Below are 20,228 nucleotides of genomic sequence, written 5' to 3'. Positions count from 1 at the left end.
TACTGATGTCACTTCTTTCTCTAAATGATGTATCCGTCGCTTACGGTCCAAATACGATTTTAAAAGATCTCAATTTAACGGTGGAAAAGGGCGAGCTTCTGTCGCTCTTAGGTCCGAGCGGCTGCGGAAAAACCACGACATTGCGCCTGATTGCCGGCTTTTTGCAAGCAAAAACAGGACAGTTTCTATTTAACGCAAAAGACTACACACGCCTGCCGATCAACAAACGCCATTTCGGCTTCGTCTTTCAAAACTATGCCTTATTCCCGCATCTAACAGTTTTTGATAATATCGCGTTTGGTCTTCGTCTGCGCAAAATGGACAAAAAAACGATTGAAAAGAAAATAAAAGCCATCCTTCAAGTCGTCAATCTAACGGGTTTCGAGAAACGTTTTCCCGCTGAATTATCAGGAGGACAACGACAACGGGTAGCGATCGCCCGCGCACTGGTTATCGAACCGGATCTTCTGCTCTTTGACGAGCCGTTAAGCAACCTCGATGCAAACTTGCGTGTGACGATGCGCGAAGAAATTCGTCGCATTCAGCAAGAACTGGGAATTACCGCCATTTATGTCTCTCATGATCAGGAAGAATGCTTCTCAATTTCCGATAAAGTCGCGATCTTAAATCATGGAATGATTGAACAGATCGACCAGCCGAAAAAAATCTATCGCTATCCGAAAAGCGAATTTGTCGCCCAATTTATCGGTTTTAAAAATTTCATTACCTGTAGCAAACGCGCCAACGACGGCAATGACGTTGTTTTTTCCACAGCGCATGGACAATTTCGTACAACGCCAAATGCCGACGTGCAGTCGGAAACCTCACTTAAATTGGCGATCCGTCCGGATGATATCGAACTGTGTGCCCCTGCGGATGCCAAGACAGCTGGCGAGAATTTCTTGACCGGACAAATCCAGCTGAGTACGTTCTTGGGAAAAGCCTACCAGTACAAGGTGCTCACCCCGCTCGGCGTTTTCCACGTCAATTGCGGCAGCGAAACCGAGCCACTTGCGGTTGGAACCACGATTCATCTTTTCTTTCCAATGGACAAGCTGGTCAACGTTGATTAATAGGAGGTCTCATCATGCATGTTGATCGTTTAATCAAACATGTCAATGTATTCAACAGTTTCTTAAAAAAGTTTATCAAAGCAGATGTTGCGGTTTGCGGTGATCGCGTTCTCTACGTGGGAACGGAATCAATCGATCAATTCGACGCATCGGAAACAATGGACGGGAATGGCGGCTATCTTATTCCCGGTCTGATTGATATTCACCTGCACATCGAAAGTTCAATGGTAACCCCGAGTACCTTTTCATACGGTTTAATCAAAAACGGAGTCACCACCATTATCCCTGAGCCTCACGAAATCGCTAATGTTTTCGGTTTAAAAGGGGTTCAAGCAATGATCCGTGCCAGCGAATCTTGCACTGCGGATATGTTCTATGCCATTCCTAGCTCCGTTCCTGCGACAAGCCTGGAAACGAATGGCGGCGACATTGATATAAAAGCGATTGATGAATTAATTCAGAGCGGCAAGGTCAGATGCCTCGGTGAAGTGATGAACTACGTTGATGTGATTTCAAAGCCGAACGCAAAGATCAGCCGCATTATTCATCATATAAAGACCCATTACCCGGAGATGATTATTGAAGGACATGTCCCAAAACTGCTTGACCTTGATCTTAGCAGAGTCGTCTATGCAGGCGTGAATTCAGATCACACACTGCAAACGGTTGAAGGTCTCAAGGAGCGTTTCAAGCAAGGCGTTTTCGTTGAAATTCAGGAAAAGTCGATGTCGGAAGAGGTCATGCATTATTTGATCGATCATGATGAGTTTAAGGAACATTTCTGCTTCGTCACTGATGACGTCATGATGGATTCTTTCGCCCAAACCGGTCATTTGAATCATCTTGTTAAAAAAGCGATTCAGATGGGCATGCGTCCTGAAGATGCGATTTATGCAAGTACATACGCTCCGGCACAGCGCATGAAACTATCGGATCGCGGTGCAATCAGTCCCGGACGGTTCGCTGATTTTGTCCTGCTCTCCTCGCTCAAAGCATTTACGATCGCATCGGTATTTAAAAAGGGAAAAAGAGTTTATGATGCTGAGTATTCAGCTGCTGATCATCCACATAGCGGTCAATTTCCGCAGGCATTTTATCAATCTGTGAAACTTGCGCCGTTATCTGAAAAGGACTTTAATGTGCGTCTCTCCTACCCGGATGGGCGTTATCGCTGCCGAATCATGGACGTTAAGGATGGAACAACGTTTACTGAAGAAACGTTCGACACATTGATGATTAGAAATGAACAACTGGATTGGGCGTCGAGTCCCTATGCGTTAATCAGCGTATTCGAACGGTATGGCAAGAACGGCAACAAGGGATTCGGTCTGGTTAGCGGCGACACGATCAAAGAAGGTGCGATTGCGACCACCTATTCCCATGATAATCATGACTTGATGGTCATTGGTCATAACACATCCGATATGACACGAGCCGCCAATGCGGTCATCCGTCATCAAGGCGGCATTTGCGTTGTACGTGACGGCCGCGTCCTATCCATGCTTGCACTTCCGCTCGGCGGTATTCTTACCGAACTGCCCTTTGAAGAAGCAGGCCAAGCGGTCGCTCAATTACGCAGCACAATGAAGCAGCTGGGGTATGTTCACTACAATCCGATCATGTCCTTGTGCACACACTCCCTAGCCGTCAGCCCGGCACTGAAAATCACCGACTTTGGGTTGATTGATGTCAACAAAGGCAAAGTCGTTCCTTTAGTTGTTGCGCCGGTTAAAGGCAAGAAAAAAATCAAGTAAAAAATGATAATCAGCATCAAAATAACAGAAAAAGGAGGCTTCCATTCAAGGGGAGCCTCCTTCTCTATAAAGATTTTCTTAATCGTTTAAATCCGCAATAAAGCAAACGCAGGAAGTTGTATCCAAAATCGGAAAAGTTGTATCAAACGCACGAAAAAGCGTAGCTAATGCCGGTAAAGTTGTATCAAACGCTTTTAAAACGTTTCGTTACCACTTCCGCATAAAGTGAATTTTAGGATGAAGCCTGATCCACCAATTCCTTTTGAAATCCTTCAGGATGCCAGGCTTCCCACTCTTCGCGCAGTACGCCGAATCCAATTGAATCATAATAGTTTCCGTCAACAATGCGCGCTTTGCGGAAGCAGGCTTCTTTGGTATAGCCGAGCTTCTCCGCCAGCTTCATCATGCCAAAGTTCCCGGACCAGGTGCGCAGGTCAACGCGAACGATCTCCGGCATCGCTTGAAACAGATAATCGGTCCATAAACCAAAGGCTTCATAGCCGCGTCCGTCGCCCCAGAACTTTGGATCAAAAATGGCGATCCCGGCACATAGCCAGTTCGTCTCCTTGCTCTCCCAATACCAGCCGACATTCCCGAGCAACTTGTCCGTCCTTTTATCGGCAATCGCTAGCCGGGTTCGTGGCGATGCTAATGTGCCATTGCTTATTTTTTCATAATGGGCCTCGACCTGTTCAACCACTTCCTCTTTTGATCGGCGCGGGTAATACGGGCCGTCAAACGTTTGCCAGTACCGGCCTGGCGACGTCCAGTAGATCCAATCGTCCTTGTCTGCCGGTATCCAGTCCCGAACAACGATTTGTTTTCCTTCATAACGAATCATCACATTCACCCTTGTAGTTTAAACTTTTGAATCACTGCATCAAGACTTCTCATCACCTGAGCCAGTGCTGTAATGGAGACAGCGGTATCCAATGTGCCGACATTCAGCGAGTGATCGGCATTACGGATAACCTCAATAGTCAAATGCGTCCGCTTTAACTGCTTCACCCGGTCTGCATCGTAAAAACGATCTCTATCACCAATCGCAAGCAATCCTTGATGCCTGCATTCGAGCAAGTTCATGAACACTTCATCATACGTGATCAGCGGCGTCAACAAAATAATCGGAGCATCGTTAAATTTTTCCTGATTTACTAGCGCGCCGGCAATCGGAATCGTACCGATCGATTTACCTAAAAACAGGCAGCGTTCATAGGCCTGATCCGCCAGAACCGCATCGATGACCGGCCGAATAACGTTCATCATGTCCTGACATTTTTTTGCAAAAGATTTTTTCAGTATTTTTTTCTTAAAATGATAGTGCACATGAACGACATCGATGCCATGCTCAAGCATTTCCATCGTCGCATAGTATAGAAGCGGTTTGTCGTACAAATAGCCGATACCGGAAAACATGAAGCATACCGCATTTGAGCCCACGTCGATGTGCGTATAATTAATCTTATGCCCAGAAGCTTCGACACGCTTTTCCGAAACATTCATTCGATTCACTCCTCACGAGAACTAACGATTACGAAAGACAATGACGGTCACTGCGAATGCAAGAATCGTAACAAGAAGGATAGATAAGCATTCGATGAATCCCGACAGATACAGCAAAGGTGTCAACTCCATGAGTTTGAAAAACAGCAGCCATTCGCCAAGAAAGACGAGCCATTGTAAAAATCTATAGGCAAAATGTTTCACAAAATTCTTTTTCCCTTCCTACTAAAACGCGTTTAAGTGATTGAGGTACGTCATAAGCGCGCCTTTCTGTGTATCGGTAGCCAAGTCCTCCGTATTCAGACTGGGACAGAGGCACTCACTTCTTCATTTCTTTTAGTTTAACAATAGACAAGCAGATTACAATACTGATCGAGGAATCGCAAATTTCCCCACCGGCATTGATCCGGATCATGCTCTGCCTCTCCAGCATCAATCCATCCTTAAAATAATTGCGTTAGTCGCTAGAATTGACTAAAATAGAGTTGATCAATGGCAGAGTAGATTGTTGTGGGTTACGTGCCTGGGGGACGGGGAGTTGTCCCCGGGACGAAAAACGGTGCTGGCACCGTTTGCCGTGCAAGAATCGCATCCCGCTGCCGCATATCGGAGCTTTGTCCTCCCTTATGTGGCAACCTTGCCAAACATGAGGAGGATTTTATAATGGATAAAGATTTTTCTGTATTTACCGCTGCCTACTGGAAGGCATCCGCTGCGGAACTACGCAAATTGAACCGGCTGACGTTTGCAGCAATCATCGTTGCGCTCAGTGTTGTGATCGGTTATTTCTCCATCCCTATTGCTCAGAATCTGCATCTTTCCTTCACGTTTCTCATCGTTGCTTTCGGCTCCATGATCTATGGTCCGTTACTTGGCATCTTTGCCGGTGCTGTAATGGATCTTGTCGGCTACATCGCCCACCCATTCGGTGTCTTTTTCCCTGGTTATACGCTTTCTTCCATCCTTGGTTGTTTCATCTATGGCTTGTTTCTCTATCGAAGACGGATCTCCGTTTTGCGTCTTTTTACTGCCAAGCTCGTTGTCAACTTGGGTGTGAACGTTGGTCTCGGATGCCTTTGGAGTCAAATGCTTTTTGGCAAAGGCTACTGGTTTTTCTTTGTCAACAGCTTAATCAAAAATCTCGTGATGCTGCCGATTGAGACAATCCTGCTGACTATATTACTACAATTATTACTGCCGGTGCTGACGCGGGCGCATCTGATCCCGATTCAGAACAACAACCGAATCTCACTGATCTGATCATTAACGAAAACAACTCCCAAAACACTCTATAAAATCAAAAGCCCCTTCGCCTCAACAGATGCATGCGATCTGTTGCGCTGAAGTGGGCATTTTTCATTTCGAAAAAGCGATAAAAAATGGCTGGGATCACTCGTTTACCGGTCCGCAATCATTGACACTTCTCAGGTTCTCCTGTACACTTCCTTCAAGCAAAACACACGAAAAAAAGCGGCATGCACTCTGATACTAGCATGATAACAGAAAGGCAAGAGGTGAGCGATCGATGAACCATTTCCGATCCATTCGCGCACTCGTCTTTGATCTAGACGGTACGCTGCTCAATTCTCGAAAGAAACTATCAGAACGGACACAAAACGCTTTGCTGCGCTGCGGGCAATTAGGCATCGCGCTATTTATCGCGACGGCTCGTCCGCCACGTTCGGTAAAAGCGTTGCTTCCTTCTATCATTATGAAGAATGTCTCCGCTGTTTATTATAATGGCGCTTATTGTCGTGATCTTAGTGGCAATACATCGAGCTTCACGATTTCCCCGGCAATCGCCGCAAAAATCATTACCCAAGTTTGCCGCAACAAGGAACAAGATAAACTGTCTATTGAATCTGAGGACGTACTATACGCTCTGTCAAACGCCGTTTATGAACAAAACCGCAAGCACATGTTTGTTCCGCCGACCATTGTCTCAGAAAAAAGACTTGCATCGATTCCCGCAAATAAACTGCTACTTTTTCACTGTTCCACAGAGACAAAGCACTATATCATGAATTTTGGAGCGCAGCTGAGTGTCGTTGAAACCGATGCAGGCGAACTGCTGCAAATTATGGAAAAACAGATATCTAAAGCAAGCGCAGTCTCAGCAATTTGTCAAAAACATGCCATTTCAATGCGCCAGGTTGCAGCCTTTGGTGATGATTGGAATGACCTCGATCTTTTCAAGGCTTGCGGCTACTCGGTTGCAATGGGCAATGCAACACCAGGATTAGAAAAAGATGCAACAATGCGTACCGGTACAAATGATGAGGATGGCGTCGCACAGATCCTTGAAAAATGGTTTTTAAACTAAGGCGACCCCGGACGATCCAAAAGGGGGTTGGATTTATACTGTGCTCCGATTGCTCGATCAACAGAGCGCAACCGCGGGCGATCCAGGAGCCTCCTCAGCTGATCCTGTAAAGCCTGCAGGCTCTCCTTTGGTTCGCGATCAACGGGAACGCTCCGCAGGCGTCTCGCATCTTCGCGCTTAATCCCAAAATAGACGTTTTTTTAAGGGTGTCTCAAAAGTCAATTGACTTTTGAGACACCCTTATCCGCTGCACACTTAAATAATAAAAAACCTCTCCGAATTAGAGAGGCAGTAAAAAAGAGAGTGATCATGGCTTAGCGGAAGAGTGATGAAACAATCGCCTTGCAGAACGGCTAGAATCGCAGCTTAAGCACGAATGGTGACTTTCGGCGTTTTCTTGGTGTGAAGATGACAGGCTGCAAAATGGCCATTTTCCACTTCCACAAACGCCGGACGTTTCTCTGCACACACATCCATGGCAAACGGACAGCGGGTTCGGAAAATACAGCCGCTTGGCGGATCGATTGGGCTTGGAATTTCTCCCTTTAAAATAATCCGTTCCCTTTTTTCTTCGATGTCGGGATCAGGAATCGGAATGGCTGAAAGCAGTGCCTGCGTGTACGGATGCAGCGGTTTCTCATACAATGCCTCACTTGTCGTCAACTCGACAAGATGACCAAGGTACATGACCCCAATTCGGTTACTGATGTATTTAACCATCGAGAGATCATGAGCGATGAACATCATCGTCAAGCCCTTTTCTTCTTGAAGCCGTTTCAAGAGAAAAACCACCTGGGCCTGTACCGATACGTCCAAAGCAGAGATCGGTTCATCGGCAATAACGAATTCAGGATCAAGTGCCAACGCACGTGCAATCCCAATACGCTGCCTTTGGCCGCCACTGAATTCATGCGGGTATCGATTCAGAAAGCTGACATTTAAGCCGACCTCCTCAAGCAGCTGTTCCACTTTTGCTCTGCGTTCCTTACCGTTCTGATAAGCTTTGTGAATATCCAGCGGTTCAGCGATCAGTTCCAGCACGGTTGAACGCGGATTCAAAGAGGCATAGGGATCCTGAAAAATCATCTGCATGTTGCGACGCAGCCGAAACTGTTCTGAAGCCGTCATTTGATCGACCGCGCGGCCATTGAACGCAATATGTCCCTCTGTTTTATCATAAAGCCCCATGATTGTGCGGCCGAGTGTCGATTTACCGCAGCCGGATTCGCCGACAATGCCCAGTGTTTCACCAGAATTTATGGCGATCGAAACATCATCAACGGCTTTCAAAGTTTGATTTCGATCAACCTCAAAATATTTTTTCAAGTGGTCTATTTTTAGAAGCGGGGAGGTCCCCATCAGCCATCATTCCTTCCACAAAAGCCTATATGCCCAAATGCATTTTTCGATCTGCAGAATACTCGTCCGTGTTGCACCGGATCAATCCGCTTTTCAATTCCTATTGCATGATCGTTTTGTCTTTTAAGAAAAATCGGGCAAAAAGCGCCCGGTCCTTACTTCCGCCTTCCATTCGGGCTTTGTTCATCACCTTGTGCACAAACGACACTCCAGCTGCTCGCTTGCCGCGGGCGATCCGGAAGCCTCCTCGGACACGCAATTGATCTGCGGGGTCTTCCTTGGCTCGCTGTTCCCGCAGGCGTCTCGCGCTTTCGTGTCTCGAGCTAACTCTTATTGATGAAATTGCCGCTTATCGTTCTACACCAAAGCAAAATCATAAACTTTCTTTACCTGTGAGAAAAACCAAGCTGTGCTTGGTCCTTTATCTCCAGCCACATGTGATGGTTTCGTGTCTTTTCGGTGCTGAATCGTCGCTTCGGTTACTCGCTTGCCGCGGGCGCACCACACCTCCGCTTTGATTCTCGGTCAAGACACTGAGCTATTGATTTGAAGACAGGGCAAATTCTATACTTTCTTTTCCTGTGAAAAGCCGTTTTCCACAAGCGCGGAAAACGGCTTGATGAAACATGAGCCATAGGGGCAACGGTTAGTTCGACTTGGTGGCCCATTTCAATTCCATATAACCGACCGGATGACGAACGATGCCTTTAACCTTGCTGTTTTGCAGTTCACTTTGATTGTAGAAATAAACCGGGAACAGCGGCATTTCTTTGATGAGCAGCTTTTCTGCTTGATACATCAGCGCATAACGTTTCGCATCGTCTTTCTCATTCTTCGCCTGTTTGATCAGCTGATCGTATTCCTTGTTGCTCCACTGCATGCTGTTCATCGGCATGCCGGTGATGAAGTTTTCAAGGAAGTTGATCGGATCGCCGTAATCCGCGAGGAAAGAACCGCGTGAGAATTGGAATTTGCCTTTCTTTTGATCCACGCCGTAAACATTCCATTCCATGTTGGCCAGTTTCACCGATACGCCGAGATTCTTCTTGTACATTTCCTGTACTGCTTCTGCAATGGCTTTATTAATATCGGTTGTATTGTAGGTCAGCGTAATTGGCGGCAGCGTCTTGTAGCCTTCTTCTTTCATCCCTTCTGCAAGCAGTTTTTTCGCTTCTGAAGGGTCATATTTATAAAGATTGCCATTGTGACTACGGAAATCCTCCCCGCTCGGATCTTTAAATCCGGGAGAAACAAAACCGTACGCCGGATCATTTTTCTGCTTCACGACATAATCGACAATTTGCTTGTTATCCACGGCAAGCGCAAACGCTTTTCTGATTTTGGCATTATCAAAAGGCTTCATCTTCACATTCATGCTAAAGAAATAGGTGCCGGCTTGCGGGTCAACCTTAACTTTGCCTTCTTTAAACAGCTGATTGGCCAGATCCGGCGGAACACTCGCCGAGTCGAGGTCACCCGTTTTATACATTTGGTACTCAGTGTTGGTATCGTTAACCATTGCCCAATCGACTTCGTCAAGCTTCACGCTTTTCTTATCCCAGTAGGTCGTGCTCTTTTTAAAGACCATGTTTGAATCATGCTTCCAGGAAGCAAGCTTAAAGGGACCATTTCCAACGAATGTCTTGGCATTGGCATACCACTTCGGATTCTTTTCCGCAACTTTTTGATTCACCGGAAAGAACGCCGGGTTCGAGATCATATTAAGAAAATAGGACTGCGGTGCGGTCAGCGTAACCTTTAAGGTTTTGTCATCAACGGCTTTCACTTGTACAGCATCGGCAGAGCCTTTTTTCATATTATAGGCTTCGCCGCCTTCAATGAGGTAACCGAGAAACGCAGCCGGTGAGCCGGTTGACGGATTTAAGAGTTGTTTCCATGCATATTCAAAGTCTCCGGCCGTTAAGTCGTCACCATTATCCCATTTCGCATCTTTGCGAATATGGAAGGTATAGGTCTTGCCATCCGAAGAAACATCCCACTTTTCAGCAGATGCCGGATGTGGTTCGTGATCTTTACCGAGACGCGTCAGCCCTTCCATCAAGTTGTTCAGCGCATTCCAAGATTGAGCATCAAAACCGATCGGCGGATTAAATGATGTTGGCTCTGCGCCATTGTTCAACTTCAAAACCTGTTTGCCATCTGACTTTTCATTTGATGAATTCGGCTTTGCGGTACACGCGCCAAGCACGAACACGAGTAAAAGAGCCATACCCAGCATGAAACCGTTCTTACACAACTTTTTCAAATGAATTCCTCCCGTTATTAATAGATTTCAACCTTTTGCCAAAGCAGCATCTGCTCTTTTATCTAAAAGCCAGCAATCCGCAGTATGGTGATCATCAACTGCAGTCGTAGGCGGTTGAACATGACGGCAAACTTCCATTGCAAACGGACAGCGGTCGCAAAACGAACAGCCCTGCGGCGGCGCAAATAAATCCGGCGGCGCCCCTTCAATCGGCTTTAAGGTGTCCGAGGGCAAATCGAGACGGACAATCGCATTCAGCAATGCCTGCGTGTAGGGATGTTTGGCATGGTAGAAAATATCGCGTTTGTCGCCCATCTCGACAATTTTTCCGGCATACATCACCGCAACGCGATCTGCGGTTTTGGCAACAACACCTAAATCATGCGTGATCATGATCATGGAGACGTTTGTCTCTTCCTGAATTTGATCGAACAGCTCCAAGATTTGCGCTTGAATCGTTACATCAAGTGCCGTCGTCGGTTCATCGGCAATGATCAGGCTTGGCTTGCAAATTAACGCCATGGCAATGACAATTCGCTGCCGCATCCCACCGCTGAATTGATGCGGGTATTGTTTCATGCGCTGCTCCGCATTGGATAAACCAACTAATTCAAGCATTTCAATCGCTTTCTGATGGGCCGCTTGTCGGGATAATTTTTTTTGATAGATAATGCCTTCAGTAAGCTGAGAGCCAATCGTTAAGGTCGGATTCAGCGCGGTCATCGGATCTTGAAAAATCATCGATAGATCCGAGCCTTGAATGCGCCGCATCCTCTTTGCTGAAAGCGTGCTGATCTCGGTGCCCTTGAATTGAATCGATCCCGCGACAATTTTCCCATGTGGTTTCGGAATCAGCCCCATCACGGCCAGAGACGTGACACTCTTGCCGCATCCGGATTCGCCGACAATCGCCAGCGTTTCGCCTTGCTCAATGTCAAAATCAACACCCCGAACCGCATGGACTTCTCCGCCATGCGTCTGAAAAGAAACATGCAGATTCTTCACTTCAAGCAGCTTGCCCAATGGTTTCTTCACAGGGGATCATCTCCTTAACTTCGGATCGAGTGCGTCTTGCAAGCCGTCACCAAGAATATTGAACGCAAACATAGTTAACGAAATAAAGAGTGCCGGGAAAAACAAACGCCACCAATATCCGGCAAGCAGCGCAGATAAACCATCATTTGCCATGACGCCCCAACTTGCAAAAGGCGCCTGGACGCCCAATCCAAGAAAACTTAAAAAAGCTTCGGAAAAAATAGCGGATGGAACGGTTAATGTCATTTGAACAATAATCGGACCCATTGTATTGGGTATTAAATTTTTTCGCACAATACGCCAGGGCTTACTTCCGAAGGATTTGGACGCCGTAACAAACTCATAATTTTTCAGTTGAAGCACTTGCCCTCTGACAATTCGCGCCATGCCCGTCCATCCCGTCACCGTCAAGGCGACGATAATCGTTAATAAGCTGGGGCCCATGACAACCATGAGTAAAATGACGACCAAGAGATAAGGCAGTCCGTAAAGGATCTCAATGATTCGCATCATCACAAGATCCGTTTTCCCGCCGATATAACCTGAGATTCCGCCATATGCAACACCAATGAGAAGATCAACCAATGCAGCAACCACACCGACGAATAATGAGATGCGTGCGCCGTACCAAGTCCGTGTAAACACATCACGTCCGAGTTCATCGGTGCCGAACCAATGACTAGGCGAAGGCGCCAAGTTCTGCAAAGTTAAATGCTGTGCAGTCACCGAGTACGGCGATAAAATCGGTCCAAAGAGCGCGGCAATCCCCAGCAAAATCAGGAAACCCAAACCAAGCATCGCTAATTTATTTTTCTTAAGCTGAATCCACGCATCGCTCCAATATGAAACACTCGGCCGGACAAGCGATTGTTGTACCGTTTTTTTGCGATCAAGAAGGTGAAACCATGCATTCGGAACATTCTGAGCCGTTATTTTTTCTTGCATCCCCTTTGAAGGAGTCATTTGCTCCCCTCCTTGCTTTGCTTGATTCGCGGATCAAGCCATCCGTAAGCGAGATCGACGAGAAAAAGCATCAAGATCAGCAATGCACTGTAGAACATCGTCGTCCCCATAATGACGGGATAATCCCTTGAATTAATGCTGTCGACAAAGTATTTCCCCATCCCGGGGATTGCAAAAATTTTCTCAATAACGAACGTTCCGGTCAAAATACTTGCCGCCAAGGTTCCAAGTACGGTAACCACAGGAAGAAGGGCATTTTTCAATGCATGCTTCATCACAATGATAAACGGGGGCAACCCCTTAGCCTGAGCCGTTCGTATATAATCCTGTGTCAGAACTTCCAGCATGCTGGAGCGGATCAGCCGCGCAATAATCGCCATTGGACCGGTTGCGAGCGCAATAATCGGCATAATCATGTACGAAAGTCCTTGCCATGTACCGGCTGGAAGCAAATGAAGATTCACGGCAAATTCCTGGATCAGCAGTGTTGCCAGGACAAAGTTTGGAATCGAAATGCCGAGAACCGCCAGCGTCATCGCCAGATAGTCAATCAAGCCATTATGCTTTAATGCGGCAAATATTCCGAGCAAAACACCTGTGAGAACAGCCACAACAAGCGCCCACATGCCCAGTTCAAACGACACCGGAAAACCTCTGCCCAGCAGATCATTCACCGTTTGAGCAGGCTGCTTGATCGACGGGCCATATGTAAACGTTGCAATCGATTTAAGATAAATGAAGTACTGAATCGGCAGCGGTTGATCAATATGGTAATGTGCCTCAAGGTTTTTCACTGCAGCATCACTCAATACTTTCCCGTTCAAATTATTAAAGGGTGATCCGGGAATCGCATGCATGAGCAAGAATGTCAATGTAGCAATTACCCATAGTGTTAAGATCATTGCAAGAAAACGATTTAAGACAAAGCGCAGCATAGAGGAACCTTCCCTTATTTAAAATTGGCATTTGTTTTAGACTTGAATTATTTTTCAGAAAATTAATTTTCAAAGGCATTAAAAATGTATAAAATCCAGCTCTATAAAATCATAGGAGCTGGATTTTGTCTAGGACATTTAGACAAAGCGGCTGATTTATCCAAAAATCATGATCTAAACGATTTTACGGCTATCATCATCGATGACGATTAGAACCCAATGCGCGGATCTCTATTCCTGCAGATCAATAAGGATTTGTTAATCTGCGCTTTACTATCGTTCTTCTATCCATTCGGATGACCCCAGGGGCTTTCCGCCGGTTAACGGAAGAATCCAAGATCACGAACGAATATAAGGATAAAAATATTATAGCCATAAAAAATTCACTTGTCAATAATTATACAATATTATTAATTTTCTGAATAAACGTCATAACCCCTTGATGATGCATGGTTTATCAGTACAAAGTTATCTTAACGATTGAAGACTAAAAAACAATCCGCTAGGTCGTCAGAGCGGATTGTTTTTGGTTACTTATGTTCCTGCAATCAAAGGATTGCATTCAACTTTTCCAAGAGCTGATCATAAAGTGCTAACGTTTCTTCATCCTTGACTGCCACACCAGATTTAAAGAAGGTAATTTTACCACTGCCGCCGCCGATTTGATGAAGCTTTTCCAGCGTTCGTCTCAGATTCTGTGCGGTGCCTAGGCTGCCGTCAATGACATGGGTTTCTTTAGGAAACTGCTGCTCAATGATGTCTTTAAAAATCGGGAAATGGGTACAGCCAAGCACTACCGTGCCATACTGATTCAGGTCAAACGGTTGCAGCTGCTTCTGTAAATAAGGAACAATATCATCCGGGTTAAAATCGAACGCTTCCGCAAATTCAACCAGTTTCGGCATCGGAAGCGGGTCGACAATGTCATGCGTGTCGATCCGTTCAACCAGGCGGTGATATTTTTCTTCCTTTAGCGTCAGCCTCGTCGCCATTACCAGAACTTTTTTCTTCTCCGGTTCGCTTTCAATCACTGCGGGCTTGACAGCCGGTTCAATTCCGATTATTGGAATCGGATAGTTCTTGCGCAAGTCCTCAATCGCCGCACTGGTTGCCGTATTACAGGCAACTACCAGCGCTTTGATGTCACGGGCAACGAGAAAATCAACCGCTTCAAAAATATACGTTTTCAATTCATTTTTCGGCTTTTCTCCATACGGAATATGCGCAGTATCTGCATAGTAGAGAAAATCTTCATTCGGCATTAGTTTCCTAATTTGCTGCAAAACGGTCATGCCGCCAATGCCGGAATCAAATACAGCTATGTTCATTATCGATCACTTTTCTTCATAATTTTTGTCTCTAACATTGCTTCATTGTATCACCTTTTTATTGTACAGAAAACCGCGTACACTTTTCGACGAGGTGCGCATTAACGTGAAAAAAAAAGCAAATCGCTCATCATCCCGTTGCTGCGTTTGATTCATTACAACTCCCCGCGGGTTTGTCACAAGTTTGAGGGGGTAGCCTCGCTTAGTGAGCATCCACAAACCACGCCTCCTGCTCATTACCCACTCACCGTGTCCGTATAGTGCGCTTTCACCGAAGGCAGCAGCGTAACTGCCTGGATCGCGAGTCCAAGAAACATGTACACGAGATGCACGATCGCAATCCCTTGCAAAATATAGATCTCGATGGTTAGCCAGATAATGAGGATGAAACCGATATAAAGCGAGTGCATCCACGTCCAGTGTGTCTCCTTGTAAAGATTCACGGTTTCTGCTAAACGCAAGGGCTTTTCAGTCATCAAAAAGACAGCGACAAGCACGGGATAAACGCCCAACGCGAAAAATAATATCGCTCCAGGAATTAAATAAGTGTTAAAGGAACTGTACTTGAGCAGCGATAAAGGCATGCCAAGCAGAGAGCCGTCCGGAGCAATCATTAATAGTCCGCCGCCAAACAGTGCACCAATGCCGAGAAACAGTTGCAAAACGATCAGTACATAACAAAACAATGTCTTTCTCTTATGCGGGGTCTGCATCTTTTCTTCCTCCCGTTTCAATCACTCAATTCGTCTTGCTGATCAGAATTTCGATCTCCTTACCCAATTGATGCGGACGCTCAAGCATCACCATATCATGGCACTGCCCTTGTTTCGCATATGCCACGATCGCAATCACCCCAACGTGTTGCTTCGTTAATTATAATCGAAAAATGCAGGTCTAAGAGCATTTTTCAGTTTTTCTACCTGAGAATTATTTAACTTTCTACCAGTTTGTATTTCTATATCCCTAACATAATCTCTTATTAAAGTTCCATCAAGTCTACTCGCTTTCTCAATCTCACTAAAATTCCCATACCCATCAACTTTCGCCATGCGATGCGTTTTCGCTGTATCCTCTACATCATCACCCATCTTCGTGAAGCCCTTGGATACTCCGGTCATCGCCGGTTTCCATTTACTTGACCGCACAGTCCCTCTTGCATTGTGCACAATCTTAGTCACATGGTCTTTAAACGCTTGACCCTGCTCATGCACGATCGCTTTCTGTGCAGGTGAGATGACGAGTTTCCGGGTGAAGAGGTTCATCATGAACACGCCTTGAAGGAGGCTGTTTTGTTGCTCTTCCTTGGTCAGCTGTTTGCCAAACAGGTCTCTGCCGGTCGCGGCTTGGGTGATGCCGTTTGCAGCGAGCAGGGCGTTGATTCCTTTTTCACTTTGGCTGAGGACCTTGAGCGTTCGGTTTGCTTGGTCGTAGGCATTTAGTGCTTTGCCGGCTGCCTCCATGCCGCGCGCCGTTTTGTAGATGGCTGCGCCGCCTTTGGCAATCCGTCCGCCCCAGCCGATGATCGGGATGAACGTTGAGGCTGCCATGGCTCCGGCGGCGCTCAGCTTTCGTCCGGTCTCGGGATCAACGCCTTCAACCGCTCTAAGATAATCATAATAGCCGGACAGCTCGCCGGCAAATGTGGCAACAGCAGAACCCGCCTTTTGATACCATGGCCGATTGATTTTCGCTTCTCTTTGCTTCTCCATCTCACGAACCGTTTCCTGCTGCTGCTTGTAGTGGCATTGATCAGCTCGCCATACAGTGATGCAATGTAGGCCAGATTTTTAATTGATGGGCGGCGTGAATAAATAAAAAACTCTCTAAGGATACAGATGCAAGCTGCTTATCTGTAAACCTTAAGAGAGCGCTATTTCATGATTTTAAATGATATCCATTTGGACAATCAACCTATTAGATTCATGTAATACATATCATTTTCTGATATTTTCCCCAAAAATTCTTCCAACGAATCTGCAATTTTAGAATCATCATAATAAATCTGGCTTTGTTCAGCATCGGATAATTTTATTGATATCATCGCAGTTTCATTTGCTTCAAAAAAAATTAATTCATCTTCTAAATCATCATAAACCTCAATATCAGGAAAAAATTCATAATCATTTTGTTTTAATTTGAAATCTCTTATAGAATACGGGTCCATCAAACGATTAATGTTATATTTATTTTTATTAATAAATCCATAACCAACATTTAGGAAAAAATTTTTCAGCTCTTTAGGAATTTTCAAAGATAGTTCCTTCTCAACCCCTTCTATTTCGTTTAGTGATACTGGAAAAAAGGTATTATTTTTATTAGTCACTAAGTATTCGTAATTCATAAAAATTTCCCCCTTAAAAATTTATTTGAATAGTTCACTAGCTGGTGATTCAGAACCATGTATTCCAGTTTGGTGTTCATTTGGGAACCTAGCAGGATGCATATTCCACCATTCATGTTCTCCGCCATATGAGTTTTCAATTATATGGTGAGCATCATAAGGATCTCCCTTCTTTCTGAGAACCTTTCCGGTTTTCTCAGAAAGAACATCCTCCTCATACGTTGGCCATTTTTGATCGGTATTCTCCTCCCATTCATTAATTAACGAATCCTTTATTCTATTAAATTTTCGTCTGTGTATTTTGGTTTCTTGCGTAGATAGTTTGGTGTACTTATTGTTTCTAAGAGCATTTTTCAGTTTTTCTCCTGAGAATTATTTAGCTTTCTACCAGTTTGTATTTCTATATCCCTAACATAATCTCTTATTAAAGTTCCATCAAGTCTACTCGCTTTCTCAACCTCACTAAAATTCCCATACCCATCAACTTTCGCCATATGATGCGTCTTCGCTATATTCTCCGCACCATCACTTATCTTGGCGAAATCATTGGATACTCCGGCCATTGCCGGTTTCCATTTACTTGCCCCCACAGCCTCACTTGCATTGTGCACAATCTTTGTCACATGGTCTTTAAACGCCTGGCCTTGCTCATGCACGATCGCTTTCTGTGCAGGTGAGATGACGAGTTTCCGGGTGAAGAGGTTCATCATGAACACGCCTTGAAAGAGGCTGCTTCTTTGCTCTTTCTTGGTCAGCTGTTTGCCAAACAGGTCTCTGCCAGTCGCGGCTTGGGTGATGCCGTTTGCAGCGAGCAGGGCGTTGATTCCTTTTTCACTTTGGCTGAGGACCTTGAGCGTTCGGTTTGCTTGTTCGTTGGCATTTAGTGCTTTTCCGGCTGCTTCCATGCCGCGCGCCGTTTTGTAGATGGCCGCGCCGCCTTTGGCAATCCGTCCGCCCCAGCCGATGATTGGAATGAATGTTGAGACCGCCATGGCCCCGGCGGCTACGCGTTCGCCGGCGCTCAGCTTTCGTCCGGTCTCCGGATCAACGCCTTCAACCGCTCTAAGATAATCATAGTAGCCGGACAGCTCGCCGGCAAATGTGGCAACAGCGGAACCCGCCTTTTGATACCATGGCCGATTGATTTTCGTTATCTGACGAGGAATGAAGGATGTTATTGATGTTTCAAGTTTTAGTTATTAATTGACTATCAAAATTTTATTCTTGCAGCAAGAATAAAATTTAATTGTCTGTCATTCACCGTCCCATAGTGGAGAAGAGTACTCTGGCTGTTTCCCTCTGCTAACCCTTAACTTATTATACTTGACCGTTAATTCTAATTTATTTAAAAAAATATTTTTTGCACTGTCAAAGTCTGTATAATTAGTGATTTTTCCAATCAAACTAGCTCTATCTCCCAAAGAATAAATTTGATATATTCCTGTATCTAAATCATACTCAATTCTTGTTTGCCACTCCATCCTATTCTTATCTTTTTGATTAAAAATAGCTACACGTAGACTATCATAACCTAATTTCTGAATTTCTCTATTAAGTAATTTTTTTTTATCACTGAGCATATCCATTATTTTATCTCCTTTATCAGTCCTAATTTTTCATACCAATCAACTGATGACTCAAATTTAATTTGAATTCCCCCACCAGAACCGAAGACTTCTGATATTGTCCCTTTTTGTGCATTTGCCATATCAGCTAATGAAAAATTATATCTTTCCATCAAAATACTTAATTCAGTTTTCTCCAATTGTGATAACCGTTCAAAACCTTTGGTCATATTTTCAATATTTATGTCTTTAACAACTTCATATCTATGATAACCCATAGTACTTTCCGGATATGGAAGGGCTCTAGAATCATAGGGTATTGGTTCTCCGTTAACCAAAGGACTAGTAAACCTCCCTGTTACATCACCATATCTATCAATAATTTGACCTGATTTTAGATTGGCGTTAAAGGTTATAGCTTTGCCATTACTGTCAACAACAAAACCATCTGCTTCTGGCCATTTAATGTTACCTGCTTCATCCAAATAATTCGACGAACGCACAAGTACACCTTCTTTAGAAGTAAAAGCTATCTCTCCATTACTTAGAACCACTTTTTTAGGTGTAAAACTACTGTTAGCCCCGCTGGATTTCCTAACCTCATCAACTTTCGCCATACTACGCGTCTTCACTATATTCTCCGCACCATCACTTATCTTGGCGAAATCATTGGATACTCCGGCCATTGCCGGTTTCCATTTACTTGCCCCCACAGCCTCACTTGCATTGTGCACAATCTTAGTCACATGGTCTTTAAACGCTTGCCCTTGCTCATGCACGATCGCTTTCTGTGCAGGTGAGATGACGAGTTTCCGGGTGAAGAGGTTCATCATGAACACGCCTTGAAGGAGGCTGTTTTGTTACTCTTCCTTGGTCAGTTGCTTGCCGAACAGATCTCTGCCGGTGGCGGCTTGGGTGATGCCGTTTGCAGCGAACAGGGCGTTGATTCCTTTTTCACTTTGGCTGAGGACCTTGAGCGTTCGGTTTGCTTGTTCGTTGGCATTTAGTGCTTTTCCGGCTGCTTCCATGCCGCGCGCCGTTTTGTAGATGGCTGCGCTGCTTTTGCTCACCTTACATTTAAGCAAAAAAAGAGCACTCTCACATTTATGATTTATGATAAGGTGCTGTTATTATTGTCTTTTATTTAATTGGTCCCATATGAATTAAGTAAACATAGTCTCTTACTTCTTCAAATTTTACTTATTGATTCTTTGGAGCGTGGCGTGGTTACAGAGTAAAGAATAGCCTATTTGCTTAAAATGAGATTTAGATACTCCATACATTGTTCACCTTTACTAGCTTTTGGCATTCATCATTTTTGTTCCTGTGATTCTTTAGAAGACTTGCAAGCTAATTTATTTATAAGATATCATAATTTTCACTTCGCCATTTTTCATATCAGTATAGGAAGTAGCACTTCCCCAACTCCGATTAAAAGTTAATGCATTTGTTTTTTTTTCAACCGGTCTCCCTAATTGTTGTAAGAGCCACCTATCGTGTGCTTCTCTTTTTTTCTTGTTTCGATAATTCGACCAATCATTATATGAGTTTTGAAATGTTTCATTAGCATCACTTAATTCAACTATTTTCATTCGATTGTCATCAAAAATAACATTTATCCAAAATGATGCATCATTAATTTTAATCGTTTCCTTAAATCGAAAAATATTCTTAGTAGAATTATTACAATATAACTTTGTCCCAAAATGACTTAAAAATTTTTCCTTTGTAATATTTGGCCCCAAACCCTCACTTATTTCTCCGTTGCTATTCATAACTTAAA

At 44.7% G+C, this 20,228-nt stretch carries 20 protein-coding genes and 1 riboswitch; of the genes, 4 read left to right on the top strand and 16 right to left on the bottom strand.

Annotation, left to right across the window (positions count from 1 at the left end; translation table 11 throughout):
- Positions 1 to 5: 5 nt before the first annotated feature.
- On the top strand, positions 6 to 1,073 hold the full coding sequence (locus K7399_RS01165) for an ABC transporter ATP-binding protein (RefSeq protein WP_028976201.1): 1,068 nt from the start codon (positions 6 to 8) through the stop codon (positions 1,071 to 1,073).
- 14 nt (positions 1,074 to 1,087) lie between these two features.
- Positions 1,088 to 2,827 (top strand): adenine deaminase C-terminal domain-containing protein, encoded by a 1,740-nt coding sequence (locus K7399_RS01160; RefSeq protein WP_028976200.1) that lies wholly within the window; start codon positions 1,088 to 1,090, stop codon positions 2,825 to 2,827.
- 232 nt (positions 2,828 to 3,059) lie between these two features.
- Here K7399_RS01160 and K7399_RS01155 read toward each other — a convergent pair whose 3' ends face one another.
- Entirely contained in the window at positions 3,060 to 3,668 is a 609-nt protein-coding gene (locus tag K7399_RS01155; protein ID WP_051577807.1) for a GNAT family N-acetyltransferase, read from the bottom strand.
- Positions 3,669 to 3,673: 5 nt separating this feature from the next.
- Positions 3,674 to 4,330, bottom strand: a complete 657-nt coding sequence (locus K7399_RS01150; protein ID WP_028976199.1) for an alpha/beta family hydrolase — start codon at positions 4,328 to 4,330, stop codon at positions 3,674 to 3,676.
- Positions 4,331 to 4,824: 494 nt separating this feature from the next.
- Positions 4,825 to 4,931: riboswitch (THF riboswitch) on the top strand.
- 62 nt (positions 4,932 to 4,993) lie between these two features.
- On the opposite strand from K7399_RS01150, the gene K7399_RS01145 reads away from it, so the two are divergent.
- Positions 4,994 to 5,590 (top strand): folate family ECF transporter S component, encoded by a 597-nt coding sequence (locus tag K7399_RS01145; protein WP_028976197.1) that lies wholly within the window; start codon positions 4,994 to 4,996, stop codon positions 5,588 to 5,590.
- 265 nt (positions 5,591 to 5,855) lie between these two features.
- Positions 5,856 to 6,653 carry an HAD family hydrolase gene (locus K7399_RS01140; protein ID WP_028976196.1) on the top strand — a complete coding sequence of 266 codons (798 nt, stop codon included), beginning with the start codon at positions 5,856 to 5,858 and terminating at the stop codon, positions 6,651 to 6,653.
- Positions 6,654 to 7,019: 366 nt separating this feature from the next.
- On the opposite strand, the gene K7399_RS01135 is transcribed toward K7399_RS01140, so the two are convergent.
- The 14 genes from K7399_RS01135 to K7399_RS01065 all read right to left on the bottom strand — a co-directional run bounded on the left by K7399_RS01135 (position 7,020) and on the right by K7399_RS01065 (position 20,220).
- Complete coding sequence (locus K7399_RS01135) at positions 7,020 to 8,012, bottom strand: ABC transporter ATP-binding protein (RefSeq protein ID WP_028976195.1); 993 nt, start codon at positions 8,010 to 8,012, stop codon at positions 7,020 to 7,022.
- Between the two features lie 646 nt (positions 8,013 to 8,658).
- A complete protein-coding gene (locus tag K7399_RS01130; protein WP_037562652.1) occupies positions 8,659 to 10,251 on the bottom strand; it encodes a peptide ABC transporter substrate-binding protein in 1,593 nt (530 codons plus the stop codon).
- A 54-nt stretch (positions 10,252 to 10,305) separates the two neighbouring features.
- Entirely contained in the window at positions 10,306 to 11,301 is a 996-nt protein-coding gene (locus K7399_RS01125; protein WP_028975700.1) for an ABC transporter ATP-binding protein, read from the bottom strand.
- A gap of 18 nt (positions 11,302 to 11,319) precedes the next feature.
- Positions 11,320 to 12,258 carry an ABC transporter permease gene (locus K7399_RS01120; RefSeq protein WP_028975701.1) on the bottom strand — a complete coding sequence of 313 codons (939 nt, stop codon included), beginning with the start codon at positions 12,256 to 12,258 and terminating at the stop codon, positions 11,320 to 11,322.
- A 14-nt stretch (positions 12,259 to 12,272) separates the two neighbouring features.
- Positions 12,273 to 13,211 carry an ABC transporter permease gene (locus tag K7399_RS01115; protein ID WP_028975702.1) on the bottom strand — a complete coding sequence of 313 codons (939 nt, stop codon included), beginning with the start codon at positions 13,209 to 13,211 and terminating at the stop codon, positions 12,273 to 12,275.
- A 548-nt stretch (positions 13,212 to 13,759) separates the two neighbouring features.
- Complete coding sequence (murI, locus tag K7399_RS01110) at positions 13,760 to 14,539, bottom strand: glutamate racemase (protein ID WP_028975703.1); 780 nt, start codon at positions 14,537 to 14,539, stop codon at positions 13,760 to 13,762.
- A gap of 236 nt (positions 14,540 to 14,775) precedes the next feature.
- Entirely contained in the window at positions 14,776 to 15,252 is a 477-nt protein-coding gene (locus K7399_RS01105) for a hypothetical protein (protein WP_028975704.1), read from the bottom strand.
- A 156-nt stretch (positions 15,253 to 15,408) separates the two neighbouring features.
- On the bottom strand, positions 15,409 to 16,248 hold the full coding sequence (locus K7399_RS01100) for a pre-toxin TG domain-containing protein (RefSeq protein ID WP_028975705.1): 840 nt from the start codon (positions 16,246 to 16,248) through the stop codon (positions 15,409 to 15,411).
- 197 nt (positions 16,249 to 16,445) lie between these two features.
- Positions 16,446 to 16,880 carry an SMI1/KNR4 family protein gene (locus tag K7399_RS01095; RefSeq protein WP_028975706.1) on the bottom strand — a complete coding sequence of 145 codons (435 nt, stop codon included), beginning with the start codon at positions 16,878 to 16,880 and terminating at the stop codon, positions 16,446 to 16,448.
- Between the two features lie 353 nt (positions 16,881 to 17,233).
- A complete protein-coding gene (locus K7399_RS16195; protein WP_276530164.1) occupies positions 17,234 to 18,025 on the bottom strand; it encodes a pre-toxin TG domain-containing protein in 792 nt (263 codons plus the stop codon).
- A gap of 108 nt (positions 18,026 to 18,133) precedes the next feature.
- Positions 18,134 to 18,466, bottom strand: coding sequence for an Imm59 family immunity protein (locus K7399_RS01080; protein ID WP_028975708.1), 333 nt, complete (start codon positions 18,464 to 18,466; stop codon positions 18,134 to 18,136).
- Complete coding sequence (locus K7399_RS01075; RefSeq protein ID WP_206612222.1) at positions 18,466 to 19,224, bottom strand: TNT domain-containing protein; 759 nt, start codon at positions 19,222 to 19,224, stop codon at positions 18,466 to 18,468. The genes K7399_RS01080 and K7399_RS01075 overlap by 1 nt, the downstream gene beginning before the upstream one ends.
- A gap of 81 nt (positions 19,225 to 19,305) precedes the next feature.
- Positions 19,306 to 19,530 carry a hypothetical protein gene (locus K7399_RS01070; protein ID WP_028975710.1) on the bottom strand — a complete coding sequence of 75 codons (225 nt, stop codon included), beginning with the start codon at positions 19,528 to 19,530 and terminating at the stop codon, positions 19,306 to 19,308.
- 270 nt (positions 19,531 to 19,800) lie between these two features.
- Positions 19,801 to 20,220, bottom strand: coding sequence for a hypothetical protein (locus tag K7399_RS01065; protein WP_037562638.1), 420 nt, complete (start codon positions 20,218 to 20,220; stop codon positions 19,801 to 19,803).
- Between the last annotated feature and the right edge of the window lie 8 nt (positions 20,221 to 20,228).

It is taken from the genome of Sporolactobacillus terrae (assembly GCF_019930545.1).
In the GTDB taxonomy this organism is placed as follows: Bacteria; Bacillota; Bacilli; order Bacillales; family Sporolactobacillaceae; genus Sporolactobacillus; species Sporolactobacillus terrae.
This window is presented reverse-complemented; position numbering and strand designations above follow the sequence as displayed.

Excerpts from the sequence above, each read along its gene's own strand:
- K7399_RS01165 (WP_028976201.1), top strand. The coding sequence starts at position 6 with ATGTCACTTCTTTCTCTAAATGATGTATCCGTCGCTTACGGTCCAAAT.
- K7399_RS01160 (WP_028976200.1), top strand. The coding sequence starts at position 1,088 with ATGCATGTTGATCGTTTAATCAAACATGTCAATGTATTCAACAGTTTC.
- K7399_RS01155 (WP_051577807.1), bottom strand. The coding sequence starts at position 3,668 with ATGATTCGTTATGAAGGAAAACAAATCGTTGTTCGGGACTGGATACCG.
- K7399_RS01150 (WP_028976199.1), bottom strand. The coding sequence starts at position 4,330 with ATGAATGTTTCGGAAAAGCGTGTCGAAGCTTCTGGGCATAAGATTAAT.
- K7399_RS01145 (WP_028976197.1), top strand. The coding sequence starts at position 4,994 with ATGGATAAAGATTTTTCTGTATTTACCGCTGCCTACTGGAAGGCATCC.
- K7399_RS01140 (WP_028976196.1), top strand. The coding sequence starts at position 5,856 with ATGAACCATTTCCGATCCATTCGCGCACTCGTCTTTGATCTAGACGGT.
- K7399_RS01135 (WP_028976195.1), bottom strand. The coding sequence starts at position 8,012 with ATGGGGACCTCCCCGCTTCTAAAAATAGACCACTTGAAAAAATATTTT.
- K7399_RS01130 (WP_037562652.1), bottom strand. The coding sequence starts at position 10,251 with ATGCTGGGTATGGCTCTTTTACTCGTGTTCGTGCTTGGCGCGTGTACC.
- K7399_RS01120 (WP_028975701.1), bottom strand. The coding sequence starts at position 12,258 with ATGCAAGAAAAAATAACGGCTCAGAATGTTCCGAATGCATGGTTTCAC.
- K7399_RS01115 (WP_028975702.1), bottom strand. The coding sequence starts at position 13,211 with ATGCTGCGCTTTGTCTTAAATCGTTTTCTTGCAATGATCTTAACACTA.
- murI (WP_028975703.1), bottom strand. The coding sequence starts at position 14,539 with ATGAACATAGCTGTATTTGATTCCGGCATTGGCGGCATGACCGTTTTG.
- K7399_RS01105 (WP_028975704.1), bottom strand. The coding sequence starts at position 15,252 with ATGCAGACCCCGCATAAGAGAAAGACATTGTTTTGTTATGTACTGATC.
- K7399_RS01100 (WP_028975705.1), bottom strand. The coding sequence starts at position 16,248 with ATGGAGAAGCAAAGAGAAGCGAAAATCAATCGGCCATGGTATCAAAAG.
- K7399_RS01095 (WP_028975706.1), bottom strand. The coding sequence starts at position 16,880 with ATGAATTACGAATACTTAGTGACTAATAAAAATAATACCTTTTTTCCA.
- K7399_RS01080 (WP_028975708.1), bottom strand. The coding sequence starts at position 18,466 with ATGGATATGCTCAGTGATAAAAAAAAATTACTTAATAGAGAAATTCAG.
- K7399_RS01065 (WP_037562638.1), bottom strand. The coding sequence starts at position 20,220 with ATGAATAGCAACGGAGAAATAAGTGAGGGTTTGGGGCCAAATATTACA.